Annotated in this window: 13 protein-coding genes; 4 read left to right on the top strand and 9 right to left on the bottom strand. The window is 34.9% G+C overall.

The features are described 5' to 3' along the window. Nucleotides 1-4 precede the first annotated feature (4 nt). From FNE73_RS14970 to FNE73_RS15000, 7 genes are all read right to left on the bottom strand, one after another. Nucleotides 5-2,365 carry a choice-of-anchor L domain-containing protein gene (locus FNE73_RS14970; RefSeq protein WP_143885369.1) on the bottom strand — a complete coding sequence of 787 codons (2,361 nt, stop codon included), beginning with the start codon at nucleotides 2,363-2,365 and terminating at the stop codon, nucleotides 5-7. A gap of 159 nt (nucleotides 2,366-2,524) precedes the next feature. Further along, nucleotides 2,525-3,055, bottom strand: a complete 531-nt coding sequence (locus FNE73_RS14975) for a DUF1003 domain-containing protein (RefSeq protein ID WP_143885370.1) — start codon at nucleotides 3,053-3,055, stop codon at nucleotides 2,525-2,527. A 19-nt stretch (nucleotides 3,056-3,074) separates the two neighbouring features. After that, nucleotides 3,075-3,842 (bottom strand): TIGR02757 family protein, encoded by a 768-nt coding sequence (locus tag FNE73_RS14980; RefSeq protein ID WP_143885371.1) that lies wholly within the window; start codon nucleotides 3,840-3,842, stop codon nucleotides 3,075-3,077. Between the two features lie 7 nt (nucleotides 3,843-3,849). Beyond that, the gene (locus FNE73_RS14985) at nucleotides 3,850-4,764 is read right to left on the bottom strand and encodes a ribonuclease Z (protein ID WP_143885372.1); all 915 of its coding nucleotides are present in this window, start codon (nucleotides 4,762-4,764) and stop codon (nucleotides 3,850-3,852) included. Nucleotides 4,765-4,908: 144 nt separating this feature from the next. Continuing rightward, a complete protein-coding gene (gene rdgB, locus FNE73_RS14990) occupies nucleotides 4,909-5,478 on the bottom strand; it encodes an RdgB/HAM1 family non-canonical purine NTP pyrophosphatase (RefSeq protein WP_143885373.1) in 570 nt (189 codons plus the stop codon). A gap of 462 nt (nucleotides 5,479-5,940) precedes the next feature. Then, the gene (locus FNE73_RS14995; protein WP_143885374.1) at nucleotides 5,941-6,591 is read right to left on the bottom strand and encodes a leucine-rich repeat domain-containing protein; all 651 of its coding nucleotides are present in this window, start codon (nucleotides 6,589-6,591) and stop codon (nucleotides 5,941-5,943) included. A 112-nt stretch (nucleotides 6,592-6,703) separates the two neighbouring features. Beyond that, a complete protein-coding gene (locus FNE73_RS15000) occupies nucleotides 6,704-7,360 on the bottom strand; it encodes a hypothetical protein (protein ID WP_228430150.1) in 657 nt (218 codons plus the stop codon). A 216-nt stretch (nucleotides 7,361-7,576) separates the two neighbouring features. Here FNE73_RS15000 and FNE73_RS15005 point away from each other — a divergent pair, with 216 nt between their 5' ends. The 4 genes from FNE73_RS15005 to FNE73_RS15020 are packed head-to-tail and all read left to right on the top strand — an operon-like array spanning nucleotide 7,577 to nucleotide 12,648. Continuing rightward, the gene (locus FNE73_RS15005) at nucleotides 7,577-8,254 is read left to right on the top strand and encodes a TetR/AcrR family transcriptional regulator (protein WP_143885375.1); all 678 of its coding nucleotides are present in this window, start codon (nucleotides 7,577-7,579) and stop codon (nucleotides 8,252-8,254) included. A 9-nt stretch (nucleotides 8,255-8,263) separates the two neighbouring features. Next, the gene (locus tag FNE73_RS15010) at nucleotides 8,264-9,937 is read left to right on the top strand and encodes a peptidase domain-containing ABC transporter (RefSeq protein ID WP_143885376.1); all 1,674 of its coding nucleotides are present in this window, start codon (nucleotides 8,264-8,266) and stop codon (nucleotides 9,935-9,937) included. Between the two features lie 4 nt (nucleotides 9,938-9,941). Further along, nucleotides 9,942-11,258: an HlyD family secretion protein gene (locus FNE73_RS15015; RefSeq protein WP_143885377.1), complete on the top strand. Its 1,317-nt coding sequence runs from the start codon at nucleotides 9,942-9,944 to the stop codon at nucleotides 11,256-11,258. Continuing rightward, nucleotides 11,242-12,648, top strand: coding sequence for a TolC family protein (locus FNE73_RS15020; protein WP_143885378.1), 1,407 nt, complete (start codon nucleotides 11,242-11,244; stop codon nucleotides 12,646-12,648). Before FNE73_RS15015 ends, FNE73_RS15020 begins: the two co-directional genes overlap by 17 nt. Nucleotides 12,649-12,742: 94 nt before the next feature. Here the strand turns inward: FNE73_RS15020 and FNE73_RS15025 are convergent, their stop codons facing one another. Further along, nucleotides 12,743-13,591, bottom strand: a complete 849-nt coding sequence (locus FNE73_RS15025) for an alpha/beta hydrolase family protein (RefSeq protein ID WP_143885379.1) — start codon at nucleotides 13,589-13,591, stop codon at nucleotides 12,743-12,745. 52 nt (nucleotides 13,592-13,643) lie between these two features. Then, on the bottom strand, nucleotides 13,644-15,164 hold the full coding sequence (locus tag FNE73_RS15030; RefSeq protein ID WP_160812179.1) for a polyamine aminopropyltransferase: 1,521 nt from the start codon (nucleotides 15,162-15,164) through the stop codon (nucleotides 13,644-13,646). Between the last annotated feature and the right edge of the window lie 4 nt (nucleotides 15,165-15,168).

A 15,168-nucleotide genomic window follows, 5' to 3' on the forward strand; every position in this document is an offset into this window, starting at 1 on the left:
AATGCTATTCTATATTTTTAAGTAAAATCCAGCCTGTTTTTACTGTAAGCTGTTTACTGGCAGGATCTTCAAATGTAATCTGATACCAATAAGATGCGGTTGGCAATTTTTTTCCCTGAAAATATCCGTCCCAGAAAGGTCTTGTTTTATCAGATTTATAAACTTCTCTTCCGTAACGATCTGAAATAACTACCTGAAATTTATTGTAATCACTTATTCCTCTGAAATCAATTTTATCATTCACATTATCTCCGTTAGGCGTAATCACATTCTGCATCATAAAAGTAAAGTATTCAAGATAACCTACACAGCTTGTATTTTTTACTCTAACTCTTATATAAACAATCGTGTTGCTTGGAATATTATTGAATAAATTTGAATTCTGCCATGTTACCCCATTATCTGCAGAATATTCTAAAACTCCGCCGCCTAGACTTGAAGCAGTTACAATTAAAGTCCCGTTTTGATTGTAATCTACGTTTACAATTTCCGGAATTGTAGCTAATTTTACTTCTGTAGTAAATCTCTTGGTACAAACTCCGTTGGTGATATCTACAAAATACAGTCCCGGACTGTCAGCAACAAGAGTCTGACCTGTTGCTCCGTTACTCCATGTATAAGAATAACCTGGTCCTGCACCTGCATCTAAAGTAATCCTGTCACCTGCACAGATGTAGCCTCCTGCTAAATTTGATTTAATTGCAGGGACTACTTCCACTGTAACTATTGCAGGCTGTAAAGATTTGCAGCCCTGAGCTCCGATTGCATAGACAGTATATGTTGTCGTTTGCGTTGGAGAAACATTTCTTACAGCTCCCGTTCCGGAGAATCCTTCCCATTGATAAGTAACGCCTCCAGATGCAGTAAGTGTTGCAGATTCTCCTACACAGATGCTGAGTTTTGTACTCACAAGCTGAGCAACAGGAGTATCTTCTTTTCTTAATGTTAAAGTAACCAGCCTGCTGCAAAAACCTCCATCAGAAACAACAACATGCAGAACCTGACCATCGTTTGCATTATATAATAACAAAGCAGCTTCCGGAATAAAATTATTGTTCTGAAGCTGTGCATCTGCCTGATTGGTATAAAAACGGAATACCGCACCCGTCGCTGTACTGATTAGCGGCTTTGCATCATTCAGATTAAAACTGCTTACAGCAGGAGTAGCACAAAGCTTCAATGTTGCGTTTTGTGCAGCCGGTGAAGTACCCCCGATAATGGTAATCTTTGCTTCTACAGGACATGTAGATCCCGGAAGTGTTACCTGAACTTTATAGACTCCCGGTAATGTCGCTGTATAAGATACATTTGTTGCGCCCGGAATAGGAATATCATTTCTCAGCCATTGATATGTAGTTCCAGGAACAGCAGAGGTAAGAGCCGTTAAAACCTGTGGAGTATTATCGCAAACATTAATTGTTTCAGGCAAAGGATTTCCTGCCCCGTCTACAATACTTAGTCCTATATCAAAAGAGCCTGCCTGTAGAAATACAGCAGAACCGTATATTGAATCTCTTGCATCTGCCACAACCATTTTGATATGGTATGACTGACCCGGTATCACTGTTGCTTCTGCCGTAAGTGGTGCAGTAATACCATTGTAATTGGTTGCATTAGGAGAAAGAGATCCGAAATAATTTCCATTAATGGGTCCGCAAGAAAAACTTGATGGTAAAATATTCGTTACAGAAACAGGTCCTGCTCCTCCTGGCAAAACAGCCAGATTGGTATAAGTTGAACCTGGCGTATTAGGCTTCAGCAGTAATGCAAAAGCATCATCATACTGCGTAGGCGGACATGGAAATGAACCGGTATATTCCTCAGAAGCAAAAATATAATTAAACTTCATTTGCGTACTGGAAGGAACAAAATCAAATTCTAAAATGGCTGCATTATTAATGGTGGTAGTAGTTCCAATAGCTGCAATCAGATCGGGATCACTTCCTCCACCATTCCCGTCACTCAAAACATTTGCCTCAGGATTATTCCCCGCTTTTCTGGCAAAACCTGTTGTAAGAACAATACCTTCCTGAAAAGGAAAATTAGACGTTGTTTTATTAAAGTATCCCCAAAATCTGTCATTCATAGTTACAGGATGATTAGGAGAAACTGTTACGTTTGAAATATTGGGAGCAGCACAAGTGGAACCGGCACCTACAAGCACATTGGTAACCAATTGAGTAGGAGTAAAAGCACTTTGAGGATAAGAAGCAACATTTACATCAATTAAATCGCCTGCTTTTGCAGCAGAAGGCTTTGCTTTCTTATCATTAACTGATCTTTTCTGGGCATAAGAAGTAAACCCAATAAGAAAAAGTAGAAAAAAACTTAATTTAGAGTAATTATTTAATCTATAATTTAACATTTTGGAATTGTTTGTCCAAAAATACCAATTTTTTATGACTTAAAATACTCTTATATGCTAATTATTGATAATCAGATAGTAATTTAATTAAATTTTAACTTAAAAATTTAACCTTTTTTTAATCTCTAAATAAGGAATTTATATTAGAAACAGAGATGATTAATCTTTTTTCATCTCGTCAATTTTATTCTGAAGCTCTGTAATTTTATCTTTCAGAAATTTTATTTCGTTTTTATTACTGCTGACATTACTTTTCAGGATTACGTTTTTTGCACGTTCATTATGGTCGTCCTCGTCTTCTTCTTCATTGATCTCTTCAATATCTTCCTGAATATCCTCAATATCCTCGTTAATCTCTTCAATATCTTCACTAATTTCTTCGATGTCTTCGCTGATTTCCTCAATATCTTCCTGAATGTCTTCAATATCTTCCTGGATATCTTCAATTTTTTCATGGCTTTTATTTACCGACATCTGGATAAAAATGGCAAGATAAATAGCTTCCAAAGAAACCACCGTAGTAAGTATCAAAAGCATTTTGTCAAACTCAACTATATTGAGAATGGGAAGTAAAAATGAAATTAAAAAAAACAGAGTATGAGCAATTAAAGAAGGTATTGAGCCTATCCACCAGGTAATTCCGTTGGCTATTTTTTCCAGCAATTCTATTTTTTCGTGTGACTTTTTCATCAGTTCAGTTCGTTTTTGTTTACAGTAAATCTTTGGTTACTCCTAATCCAAAAAGTGCAAAATCATATTTTGAAGGATCTTTATCATCCAGCTTTCTCACAATAATATCAAGTTCTTCTACCGTTTTCCAGTCATTTTGAGTTCTGGAAATCAAACCAAGTTTCCTGGAGATATTCCCTGTATGAACATCTAAAGGAATGGATAAAAACCGTTGATCTATTTTCTGCCAGATTCCGAAATCTACACCGCGGTTATCTTTTCTTATCATCCATCTAAGAAACATCATGATCCGTTTGGAAGAAGAATTTTTATAGGGCGAACTTACATGTTTATGCGTTCTGTGTTTTTCTGTTCCCAAAAACTTCTGCCTGAACCTTTCTATAGAATGCTGGAAATTGGTTTCTTCGTTATTAATCAAAAACAAATCTTCCAGACTTTCATTTTCACTGTAAATTTTTTGAAACTGCCTGATGAAATAAATAAAATCTTCACCATTAAAAGTTCTGTGGATATTTTTATCCTGTAAAGAGGTCAAATCACTTTCGGTATGGTTCATCACAAAGTCATAAGGCGAATTTCCCATTATGTCCAACATTTTATCTGCAGACCTTATGATAGATTTTCTATTTCCCCAAGCTATAGTTGCCGCCAGAAAACCTGCAATTTCAACATCCTGTTTCAAGCTGAAACGATGCGGAATTTGTACAGGATCATCCTGAATAAAATCCAGATTGTTGTAAAAATCTGCCTTCTCGTTCAGAAAATCTTTTAATTCTGAAAAATTCATTTCCATATCAAATTTTCACACATTCCAGCGCTTTAGGAAGATACGTATTAGGAAAAATATTTCTTGCTTCATCAGTAAAGACCGTTAAGTCACCATAACGATTGGAAAAATGACCTAAAATCAATTTTCCGACCTCAGCTTTTTTAGCAATTGTAGCCGCTTCCAAAGCCGTAGCGTGACCGGTATAATCTGCCATTTCTTTCAAATCATGAAGAAAAGTAGACTCATGATAAAGAACACTTACATTTTTAATAATAGAAACAACAGACTCTAAATATCTTGTATCACTGCAAAATGCATAAGAAACCGGCGGTGCAGGATCTGTTGTCAGAATTTCATTTTTCAAAACATATCCGTCGCTTAATACAAAATCTTTTCCTGCCTTCAGATGATGATAATCACAAGTTTCAATTTCACTGTATTTAGAGACTTCTTCTATATTGATGTGTCTTTCTTTAGGTTTTTCTCTAAATAAATATCCGTTGCAGTAAATCCTGTGATCCAGCGGTATGGTGTACACTTCTACCCGGTTATCTTCATAAATTTTTTCTGAATAATCCTTATCCAGCTCATGATAAATGACCTCAAAGCCTCGGTGGGTTTCAGTGATGGTAAAAATTGTTTCAAGCATTTTTTTTATTCCTTTCGGACCGTAGACATGAAGCGGATTTTCTCTTCCTAAAAGCCTGAAAGACGCAATGAGTCCCGGCAAACCAAAACAATGATCACCATGAAGATGCGAAATAAAAATATGATTAATCTTTGAAAATCTTGCTTTGGCTTTTCTAAGCTGCACCTGCGTTCCTTCTCCACAATCAATCAGGAAGCATCGTTCTTCCATTTCCAGAAGTTGTGACGTCGGTGATGTATTCACCGTCGGAATAGCAGAATTAAAGCCCAATATCGTTAAATAAGTACTCAAATCAAAAAATTATAGGACGCAAATGTACGATAAAAGGTTGAGGTTGAAAATCGACCTGAAATTAAGACTGTTTCAAATCAATAATTTTTCAGAAAAAAATCTGACAGCTTTTCAACCAGATAAATGTCTTTGTCCGACAAAAATTTATTTATTCAAAAATTCCAGAAACAAATCCAGTGCTTTTTTTCTGTGACTAATTTTGTTTTTATCTTCGGGATTCATCTCTGCAAAAGTCTTTTCATATCCTTCCGGAACAAAAATAGGATCATATCCGAATCCTTTAAAACCTTTGTTTTCATTCAAAAGATTACCATAAACTCTTCCTTCAAAATATTGAGCCCCATTTTCATCATAATAGCACAGAACGGTAATGAAAAAAGCTTTCCTGTTGTCAATATCCTCCATTTCACCCAAAACTTTTTCAATATTTTTAGCAAAATCATGATCTCCTGCATAGCGGGCAGAAAAAATTCCCGGTCTACCGTCTAAAGCCTCCACAGCCAAACCGCTATCATCTCCCAAACTTGGAATTCCTGTTTTTTCAAAGCAGTACTTTGCTTTTATTAAAGCATTGGCATGGAAAGAATCACCGTCTTCTACAATTTCTTCATGAATATTGTAATCTCTAAGGCTCTTAACCAAAAATCTGTCTCCCAGAATCTGCTGAATTTCTTCTTTCTTGTGAATATTGTGTGTAGCTACTAATAATTCCATTCTTGATTGATAATGATATTAAGTCCGGCAAATTTATAACTTTATTAGAGTTTTAAGGCTTGAAAGAGGACAATTCTTATTAGTACTTTATTTATTAAATAAAAATTCTACAGGAATATGAAGCCTTTTGCTCTTTATAAGTTGAATATTTTTTATCAACCATCAGTTTCAATTCTTTTATCAGAAACCGCAGAGAATGATCAGAATTTGGAGAAATGACTGGTCAGACCGTCCTGATTTTCTTAGCTGTGAGCAGATAGTATCTTTTCTGTTGGTGTAAGATTTTCAAAAGGTTTTTGTGGAAAATAGTCTGAATCCTGAAATGCAGAAAATAATGAAACTAAAAAAAAGAGCAGAAATCTATACATCATTTATAATTTGATACAAATATAAATTTTAGCATCCAAAATTTTCATCTGTAACTGGAAATCTTTCTTTTAATCTTATAATCTGCATTCTGTATTAAAATGTAATGACAACACCATAGTCATTCATAATCTGATTGATTTTCAACGGATCCCGAATCTGGTTATTCTGAAAGTCCATATATTTAAGATCTTTCAAATTGATGATTTCTTTTGGTACATTTTTAAAATCATTATTGTTCAGATACAAGGATTCTAAATTTTTAATTTTTGAAAAATTTTTAGGAAGTTTCGTCAGATGATCATTTTCAAGATGTAAAATTTTTAATTTGGGTAATAGTGAAAGTGTCTCTACTGTTTGTTCCAGATTCATATTTTTTTCTTCATTCAGATACAGCTCTTCCAGATTTTGCAGACTGCGGAAAGATTTGGGAAGATTCTTAAAATTATTTCCGCTGATATCTAATATTTTGAGATTCTGAAGCTGCGAAATTCCTTCCGGTAAAAAAGTGAGACCGTCGTTTTTCAGGCTCAAATATTCTAAATTTTTAAATTGTGACCAAAAGCCTTCAGGAAAATCAATCTTCTGATTGCTCAGATCAAGTTTTCTTACTGTTTCAGGATTTCTTAATGCTTCTTCTATTGAAGTATAGGTCTTTGTTTCCTGAGAAAAGTCCGTGTTTTGTGAAAAGCTTACATTGAAAAAGCTTAAACACAAAAACATCAATAATAGTGTAGATGTTTTCATTTCGGATATTTTTGTTGTTAAATTAACCAGCCTTTATTTCTTATTTTACTGACAATTGTAAGTGTATTAATCCGGCAGAGATTTTTTTCTCAGCCGGATTTTAAGTTCAAGTTTACTTTGTTTCCGGTTTGTAAGGAAGAGAAGACTTGTGAACAATAATTCTCAACTTTCCGTCTTCACCTTTTCTGAAAACCCATGTTTTGTCTACCATTACCTCATCACCTTCTTTATCGGTTACCCAGACATTTCCCATGGTAATTGCTACCGAACCGTAAATCTGGATTCCCTCATTATTATTTCCGGCATTGTCGTATCTCGCTTTCACCCATGGTTTTAAAGCAAAACCTTTATCATTAGGATAATCCGGATCTCCTCCTACAAAATAAGCCAAAGCTCCTTTTTTGTCGTTTCTGAAAGTTTGATCTCCGTACGCCAAAGTAGGTTTAAAGAAAACTTTACCCTGATCATAGTTGTAAGCATCAGACAATACCTGTTCTGCAAATTTTTTATAATCGCCCCCTTCTTCTTTTATCTGACCAATCTTCACAAGTGCATCACACCAAGCCTGCTGAGCCGCATTTACCTCATCATAGGTAATAATATCCTGCGCTCCTTCTTCCACATATACCAATCCCAGTTCATCTATCACTTTCTGCACTTTTTCATTTGTCTGGACAGGCTGACTTGGAGCTTTTTCCGTTACTTTATTACAGGAATACACCGCAGCTGCCACCATTAAACTTCCTAAAAATAATTTTGCTTTTTTCATAATTGTAAGTATTTAAATTGTTAGTATATGTTTTTCGATTTTTTATTGTGCTTTATCTAAGTCTCGTTGCTTTTTTTATGATAGTAAGATTTTAAAAACAAAATCAAATACTATGCCAATTGATAGTATTACTATTTAATGTAATTATAAAATATTTTTTGGTATAAGTTTTGCTACACCTGATAATAGTTATAAATTTGCAATATATATTGAAAAATGGAATTTCAGGTTAAATTTAAGGTCAACGAAAAACTATATTTAAAAGATCCCGAAAACAGTGAGATCGGGAAAGCTATTGTGAAAAATTCTATCGAATTGATTTATGAAACCGGTTTTGAAAGCTTTACCTTCAAAAAACTGGCTCAAAAGATCAGCTCGACAGAAGCTACTGTTTACAGATACTTCTCTTCTAAGCATAAACTTCTCACCTATATCCTCAACTGGTATTGGTCTTATATAGAATTTATTTCTAATATTAAACTGCAGGAAATAAAAGATCCTTACCAAAGAATTGAAAAAATGCTTGAGATCATCACTCATAATAATGAAACCGATGATAAGATTGAAGATTATGACCTTAATAAGCTTCACAGCATTGTGATTGCAGAAAGCAGCAAATCTTATCTTGTAAAAGAAGTAGATGAGATTAATCAGGAAATGGTTTTCAGCCCGCTAAAAAGCCTTTGCAATTTTTTAGCTGAAGTGATTATTCAGGCAAAACCTGATTTTCAGTTTCCGAAATCTTTTGCAAGCACACTTCTGGAAACAGCCCATGATCAGCAGTTTTTCAGCGAACATCTTCCTAAACTTACCGATAATCATATTGATAGAATAGATCATAAGCAATATGTTCTAAACTACTTGAGATTCATCACCTTTAATTTGATAAAATAATACTGAACGATGGAAACTTCTCCTAAACAGCACGGTTACAATCTTTTTAAGTACGTTACTAAAGAGAAGAAAGATGTTACCAATATATATTTTTATGCCATTCTGAACGGTTTGGTACAACTTAGTGTTCCGCTTGGGATTCAATCAATTGTGAGTTTTGTAATGGGAGCCACAATGGCAACATCCATTTATATTCTGATAGGATTTGTAGTTTTGGGAACGTGGCTTGTAGGATATTTCAGGCTGAAAGTAATGCAGATTATAGAAAAAATTCAGCAAAAGATTTTTGTTGAATTTTCCATTGCCTTTGCAGAAAAGCTCCCTAAGGTCAATCTTTCAGCCACAAGAAAATATTATCTTCCCGAATTGGTTAACCGTTTTTTTGATACACAAAACCTCCAGAAAGGAATCTCTAAAATCTTACTTGAAATTCCGACAGCACTAATCCAGATTTTCTTTGGAATTTTACTGTTGTCTTTCTATCATCCGTGGTTTTTGGTTTTTGGTGCACTAGTTGTGATTTGTGTAATTGTAATCTTTAGGTTTACAATGGAAAGTGGTATCCAATCAAGTATCGAAGAAAGTGATAAAAAATACGAAGTAGCATCCTGGATTGAAGATATTGCAGCGTCTATCAAAACATTCAAACTCAATTCCAAGACAGAAATTCATCTTGCAGGAACCGATGAGAGAGTGGTAAAATATCTTAATGGACGTACAAAACATTTCAGAGTCTTGGTTTTCCAATACAAAACAATTATTGCCTTTAAGGTCATCATTACATTGGTAATGCTCGCAATTGGAACTTACCTTCTCGTTAATCAACAGCTGAATATTGGTGCTTTCATTGCAACAGAGATTGTAGTTTTGAGTATCATGATGGCGGTTGAAAAGCTTATCATAAGTCTGGAAAGCTATTATGACGTAATTGCATCACTGGCAAAACTGAATAAAGTAACAGATCTGCCGGAAGAAAATATGGGAGCCATCAATTTTGAAGAAGAAAATGTCGGTTTTGAAATTGAATTTCGGGATGTAAATTTCGCATTCAACGATTATCAGAAAATTTTGGAAAATGTTAATTTTAAAATCTCTGAAAATAGCATTAATATCGTTACGGGAGAATTGGGTGCAGGAAAATCGCTACTGCTTAATATGATGACAGGATTTTATGAGCCAAGTTTCGGAAGTATATTATTTGATAAAATTCCAATTAAAAATATCGACAGAATATCGCTGAGAAATCAGATAGGAATGTATCTTGAAGACATGACGATCATTAAGGGAACTGTTTATGAAAACATCATTCTCGGTCACAATGAGACATCTGCCGAACAAATTCTGGATATTTCCGAAGAAATAGGAATTGAAAACTTCTCAAGCCAGTTCAGCAACGGTTTCTTCACCAACATCAGTGAGACTGATACGGAAATATCATTCAGCTCCAAAAAGAAAATCCTGCTTCTGAGAGCAGTAGTTGGTGCAAGGAGACTATTAATTCTGGAAGATCCTTTAGACGGAATGAATGATGAATTTAAAATAAAAATGAGAGACTATCTCTTGAAACTGAAAGAAAACACTACCATCATTATTGTTTCGAAAGATGAAAGTCTCATCAATGATGCTGATCAACATCTACATATAGAAGACGGAACGGTGAAAATTTTATTTAATAAACATTAAGACAATGAAACTGCAATCAGTAGATAAAATATATCTTATCAATAAAGAATCCCGAGTGAAAAGATGGTTTCTTTTCATCCTTCTTGGCGGTATTATCGTTTTATTTTTACCTTGGACGCAAAATATCCAGGTTAAAGGAAATGTAAGCACGCTTTATCAGGAACAGCGTCCGCAGCAAATGAACTCACCAATTCCTGGAAGAATCATCAAATGGTATGTAAAAAACGGTGATTATGTAAAAAAAGGAGATACCATTCTTCAGCTTTCCGAAGTAAAAGAAGATTATCTGGATCCGCTCTTGGTTAAACGAACCGAGCAGCAGGTAGAGGCAAAAAAAGGAGTAAGAGATTATTACGAAGCCAAAGTAGGAACTACAAACAGTCAGATTGACGCACTGAACTCTGCAAGAGATCTGAAACTGAGCCAGCTTAAAGTAAAAATAAGCCAGCTGAACAACAAATTAGAAGGTGAAGAAGCGGAATTACAGGCTGCAAGAAATGAGCTTCGAATGTCTGCTGACCAATATGACCGACAGAAAAAAATGTATGATGAAGGCTTGGTTTCACTCACACAGTTCCAGCAAAGAAGTGTTTCTTACCAAAATGCTTTGGCAAAGAAAACATCCATTGAAAATAAACTCGCTCAAACAAGACAGGAAATTGTAAACGTAAGCATTGAGCAGAATGCAACTATTCAGGATTATAATGAGAAACTAAGCAAAACGGAAGGTGACAGATTCCAGAGTATGGGACAAATTGAAGGCAGTGACGGCGATATTGCCAAACTTGAGAATCAGGTTGCCAATTACAGAGCAAGACAAGGTCTGTATTTCGTAATTGCTTCGCAGGATGGTCAGGTTGTACAGATCAATAAAGCTGGAATCGGTGAAATCCTTAAAGACGGTGAAAGTATAGGAGTAATTGTTCCTGAAAATGTAGATTATGCAGTAGAAATTTACATTAAACCCGTTGATTTGCCTTTGGTAAAAGAAGGACAGCGTGTGATGTGTATCTTTGATGGTTTTCCGGCAATTGTATTTTCGGGATGGCCCAACTCAAGCTACGGAACTTTTGCAGGGAAAGTAATTGCTGTAGAAAGCAACATCAGTACAAATGGTTTGTTTAAAGCACTTGTCATTCAGGATAAAGATGAAAAACAATGGCCGCCAAAAATTAAGATAGGAACCGGTGTTCAGGGAATTGCTATTTTAAATGATGTGCCGATCTGGTACGAATTGTGGCGAAACATCAACGGGTTCCCGCCTGATTATTACGAAGTGAACACAACTGATAAATCTGCAGGAAATGAAAAAAGTAAATAAATTATTTCCAGCTTTTCTAATTCTGTTTTCTATCCAGTTTTCTTTTGCGCAGGATTCTCTGAAACTGTCGCATCAGGAGTTTATGAATATTGTTAAAAATTACCATCCGTTAGCTTTCAAATATCAGCTTCAAAACAGGATTGCCAGAGAAGAGATTACCAGCGCCAGAGGAAATTTCGATCCTGTAATTGCTGGAAAACTGGGCGAAAAAAATATTGACGGGACAAGATATTATTCCCAGAGAAATATTGAACTTGGTATTCCCACATGGTACGGGATAGACATTACAGGAAGCTACAATTATCTGGAAGGTCAAAAACTCAACAGCAGCGAAACACCGGGCGGGTTATACCAGTTCGGAATTACAGTTCCGTTAGCCAAAAATCTTTTGTATGACCGAAGAAGAGCCATGCTGGATCAGGCGAAATTCGGGTTGAGAATGACAGAAGCAGAACAGACGGTACTTACCAACGAACTTCTTTTAGATGCAGAAAATACGTTCTGGGAATGGGTAAAAAATTATGAAATATATAAGCTGCAAAAATCTGCCGTTCAGATCAATAGAAAACGTCTGGATCTAACAAAAAAAACATACGAGTTTGGCGAAAGACCGGCAATTGATACTGTTGAAGCCGCATCTCAGCTGCAGAGTTTTGAACTTCAGGAACGGGATGCTTTTTTGAACTTTGTAAAAAGTACCCAAGATTTGCAGATGTTTCTCTGGAAAGAAAATCAGGAATTCTATGAAATTTCACAGCTCATTTTCCCATCATCAAGTCTGGATGAGCATTCAGGGTACAATGATTATGAGTTCCTGGTAGAAAACGTAAAATCCAGACAGGTGGAAAATCATGCGTCATTGGAGTATTATTTTCAGAAACAAAACATTCTGGAAAGTGAACGGCGACTGAAATGGCAGAGCTTTCTTCCTAAAATAGATTTTACCTACAATTTTTTTAACAAAGAAAATTACAGACCAGATTATCTTCCTTTTTTTGATAATAATTTTCAATACGGACTAAAACTGGAAATTCCTGTTTTCATGCGTCAGGCAAGAGCCGATTACCAGATTGCCAAACTGAAAATTTCGCAAAACCAACAGGATTCGCAGCTGAAATTTCGAGAAATTAATACAAAAATTGAAACTTACAGAAACGAAGTAAGCAATTATTTTACCCAGATTGATATTTCATCCCAGAACCTCAACAATTATGAGCGACTATTAAACGCTGAGGAAACAAGGTTCAGCAACGGTGAAAGTTCCTTATTTCTCATCAACTCAAGGGAAAACAAATTATTGGAAGCCCGTGAAAAAAACCTGGATCTGAAAGCCAAATTTCTAAAAAGCTATAACAAACTAAAATGGCTTAACGAGAATTTTTTAAGATAAATTTCTAATAATATTAAACTAAAAGGCTTTAGCATTTCAATTTTCGCTAGAGCCTTTTGCTATTTTAAAATCTAAATGATTTGTTGTTTTAAAATTATTGATTCACCATTTTCTCTTGAATAAATTTTATTGATTTTTCTACAGCTGTATTAAGATCTGCAGGTAATTCTCTACTTTTCCATGGTTCTGAAGCCCCAAAGGTATGATTGGCATTTTCAATTAAAAACAATTCGGAATTGGGATTTAAAAACCGGAGATGTTCAGCATTTTTTGCACTTACGCTGTCATCTTTTGTTCCATGAATGATCAGAAAATGTGCTTTTGCTGTTTCGGCAGCTCTTTCCACATCAAAACAGAGTTTATTGGTTTGAAAATCTTCAAAAAACTGGTAATAATGAGGCATTTGCTGTTTTGTTCTTCCGTTTTCAACATAGTAGACACCATTTTCTTTCCAGTTTTCGAGTGCTTCGTCTTTTGGGAAACGTGCAAGAGAATCAACGCTTGCCAATGTAATCAGACCATTTATTCTGGTGTCTTCAGAAGTTTTCACTAAAGAAATTCCACCACCCCTACTGTGACCTATGAGAATAATTTTCTCGGGATTTACCTGAGGTTCTTTGACAAAATGATCTAAAACAAAACTTAAATCTGAAAGCTCTTTAGAATAATTATTGTTACCAAAGGCTTCAAGATCTTCAAAATTTTCGGGATTCTGAACGGTGGTTCCGTTGTGCGAAAAATTAAATTTCACAAAGTAAAAACCTGCTTCAGCAAATTTTTCAGCCATCAGATCCCATGCTCCCCAATCTTTGTAGCCTTTATATCCATGAACAAAAATGATCAGCGGCAACTGATGATCAACTTTTGGATAAAATGCATCCGCCAGAAAATCTTTTGTTTCAGGATTTGAAAGTATATTATTTTTACTGATAATAATTTCCATACTCATCTTTTTTGAATGTATGTAAATTTAGTAAAAATAAAACTTCATGCTGTCAGTTGGTCGTCATATCTGTCTTCCATTTGTACCAGTCATCAAGAAAATAGTCCAAAACTACAGGATTATCTATGGTATTGATCTTTGTGGAAACAATGCTGATGTCTTTAGGAAGTTCAAATGAATTGATAAAAACATTTTCGGTAAGAAATTTCAGATTCTCGGGAATTTTGCGATGTTTTTTTTCGTTAAAATCAGTATTTTTTGCAATAGTATACCCCCAATATCCAAAAGAAGGCACGTAAACCTGATAGGTTTTGGTATAATTAAAAATAGAACTCACCGTATTTTTAATACAGCTGAAAGCCGTGTTAGAATAATACACTTCTCCGGACTGCGTTACAAAAACTCCGTCTGCTTTCAGATTTCTTTTGGCAAGACCAAAAAACTGTTTGCTGTAAAGTTTTGCAATGGCATCAACAGAAGGATCAGGTAAATCTGCAATGATGACATCATATTCCTTAATATTGTTTTTCAGAAAAGTAAAAGCGTCATCAGCAACCAGATTTACTTTAGGATTCAGAGAAGCTTTATCATTTATTTTTAGAAGATGTTTATTTTTTTTTGACAAATCGAACATCATCTGATCTATATCTACCACATCAACACTCTTCACAGTAGGGTGCTTCAGAACTTCCCGACTCGCCAGATTTTCACCGCCTCCAAGAATTAAAATATTTTCAGGATTATCATGAATCAGTAACGGAACGTGAACCAGCATTTCATGATAACGGTATTCATCTTTAGAGCTGAACTGTATTGAGCGGTTTAAAAAAAGCTTTACATCATCATTATTTTTTGTAATGACAATTTTCTGGTACGGTGTCTGAATGTTTTCTACAATCGGACTTTTATATATTTTTTCTTCCCATACTTTAAGCATTGATCCTGTAGTGACGACCATTACAATAAGAAAAGCCAAAACGAAAATTCCGAAATAAAAAGTTTTGTTTCTTTTCTTTAATAATTTCTGACTCAGCCAAAGCCCCAATACAATATTCACAATCCCAAAAAGAAGTGATGAATAAAACAGACCTACAAAAGGAAGCAGAATAAAAGGAAAAATAAGGGTGGCAATAAGCCCACCAATATAATCCAGCGACAAAAAATTGGAAAGATTATCCTTATATTCTTCACTTTCATTCATAAAGGTAAGAAGCGGCACCTCCATTCCCGTAATTAATCCGATAAAAAACATGATCACCAGACAAAAAGCCTGTAATACTCCCGGACTTACATTCACAAAAAGAAAATAAAGAAGAGGAACTGAAATTCCGCCTATTAAACCCAAAATGACTTCAATAAAAACAAAAAAATCCAATGGCTTTTCTTTGAAAAATTTTGATAAATAAGCCCCAATTCCCATTGAAAACATATAAACACCTATGAGAATAGAAAACTGCATTACCCCATTACCAAGGAAGTACGTTGCAGTAGCACTGATGAGCAGCTCGTAAATAATTGAGCATAATCCTGCAACAAAAACTGAAAAAGCTAAAATTTTTATTTTCGGTTTCAAAATA

Origin of the sequence: Chryseobacterium binzhouense, assembly GCF_007474545.1 — a bacterium.
In the GTDB taxonomy this organism is placed as follows: domain Bacteria; phylum Bacteroidota; class Bacteroidia; order Flavobacteriales; family Weeksellaceae; genus Chryseobacterium; species Chryseobacterium binzhouense.

Bases quoted from the DNA above. Each gene is read 5' to 3' on its own strand.
- FNE73_RS14970 (WP_143885369.1), bottom strand. From the start codon at position 2,365: ATGTTAAATTATAGATTAAATAATTACTCTAAATTAAGTTTTTTTCTA.
- FNE73_RS14975 (WP_143885370.1), bottom strand. From the start codon at position 3,055: ATGAAAAAGTCACACGAAAAAATAGAATTGCTGGAAAAAATAGCCAAC.
- FNE73_RS14980 (WP_143885371.1), bottom strand. From the start codon at position 3,842: ATGAATTTTTCAGAATTAAAAGATTTTCTGAACGAGAAGGCAGATTTT.
- rdgB (WP_143885373.1), bottom strand. From the start codon at position 5,478: ATGGAATTATTAGTAGCTACACACAATATTCACAAGAAAGAAGAAATT.
- FNE73_RS14995 (WP_143885374.1), bottom strand. From the start codon at position 6,591: ATGAAAACATCTACACTATTATTGATGTTTTTGTGTTTAAGCTTTTTC.
- FNE73_RS15000 (WP_228430150.1), bottom strand. From the start codon at position 7,360: ATGAAAAAAGCAAAATTATTTTTAGGAAGTTTAATGGTGGCAGCTGCG.
- FNE73_RS15005 (WP_143885375.1), top strand. From the start codon at position 7,577: ATGGAATTTCAGGTTAAATTTAAGGTCAACGAAAAACTATATTTAAAA.
- FNE73_RS15010 (WP_143885376.1), top strand. From the start codon at position 8,264: ATGGAAACTTCTCCTAAACAGCACGGTTACAATCTTTTTAAGTACGTT.
- FNE73_RS15015 (WP_143885377.1), top strand. From the start codon at position 9,942: ATGAAACTGCAATCAGTAGATAAAATATATCTTATCAATAAAGAATCC.
- FNE73_RS15020 (WP_143885378.1), top strand. From the start codon at position 11,242: ATGAAAAAAGTAAATAAATTATTTCCAGCTTTTCTAATTCTGTTTTCT.
- FNE73_RS15025 (WP_143885379.1), bottom strand. From the start codon at position 13,591: ATGGAAATTATTATCAGTAAAAATAATATACTTTCAAATCCTGAAACA.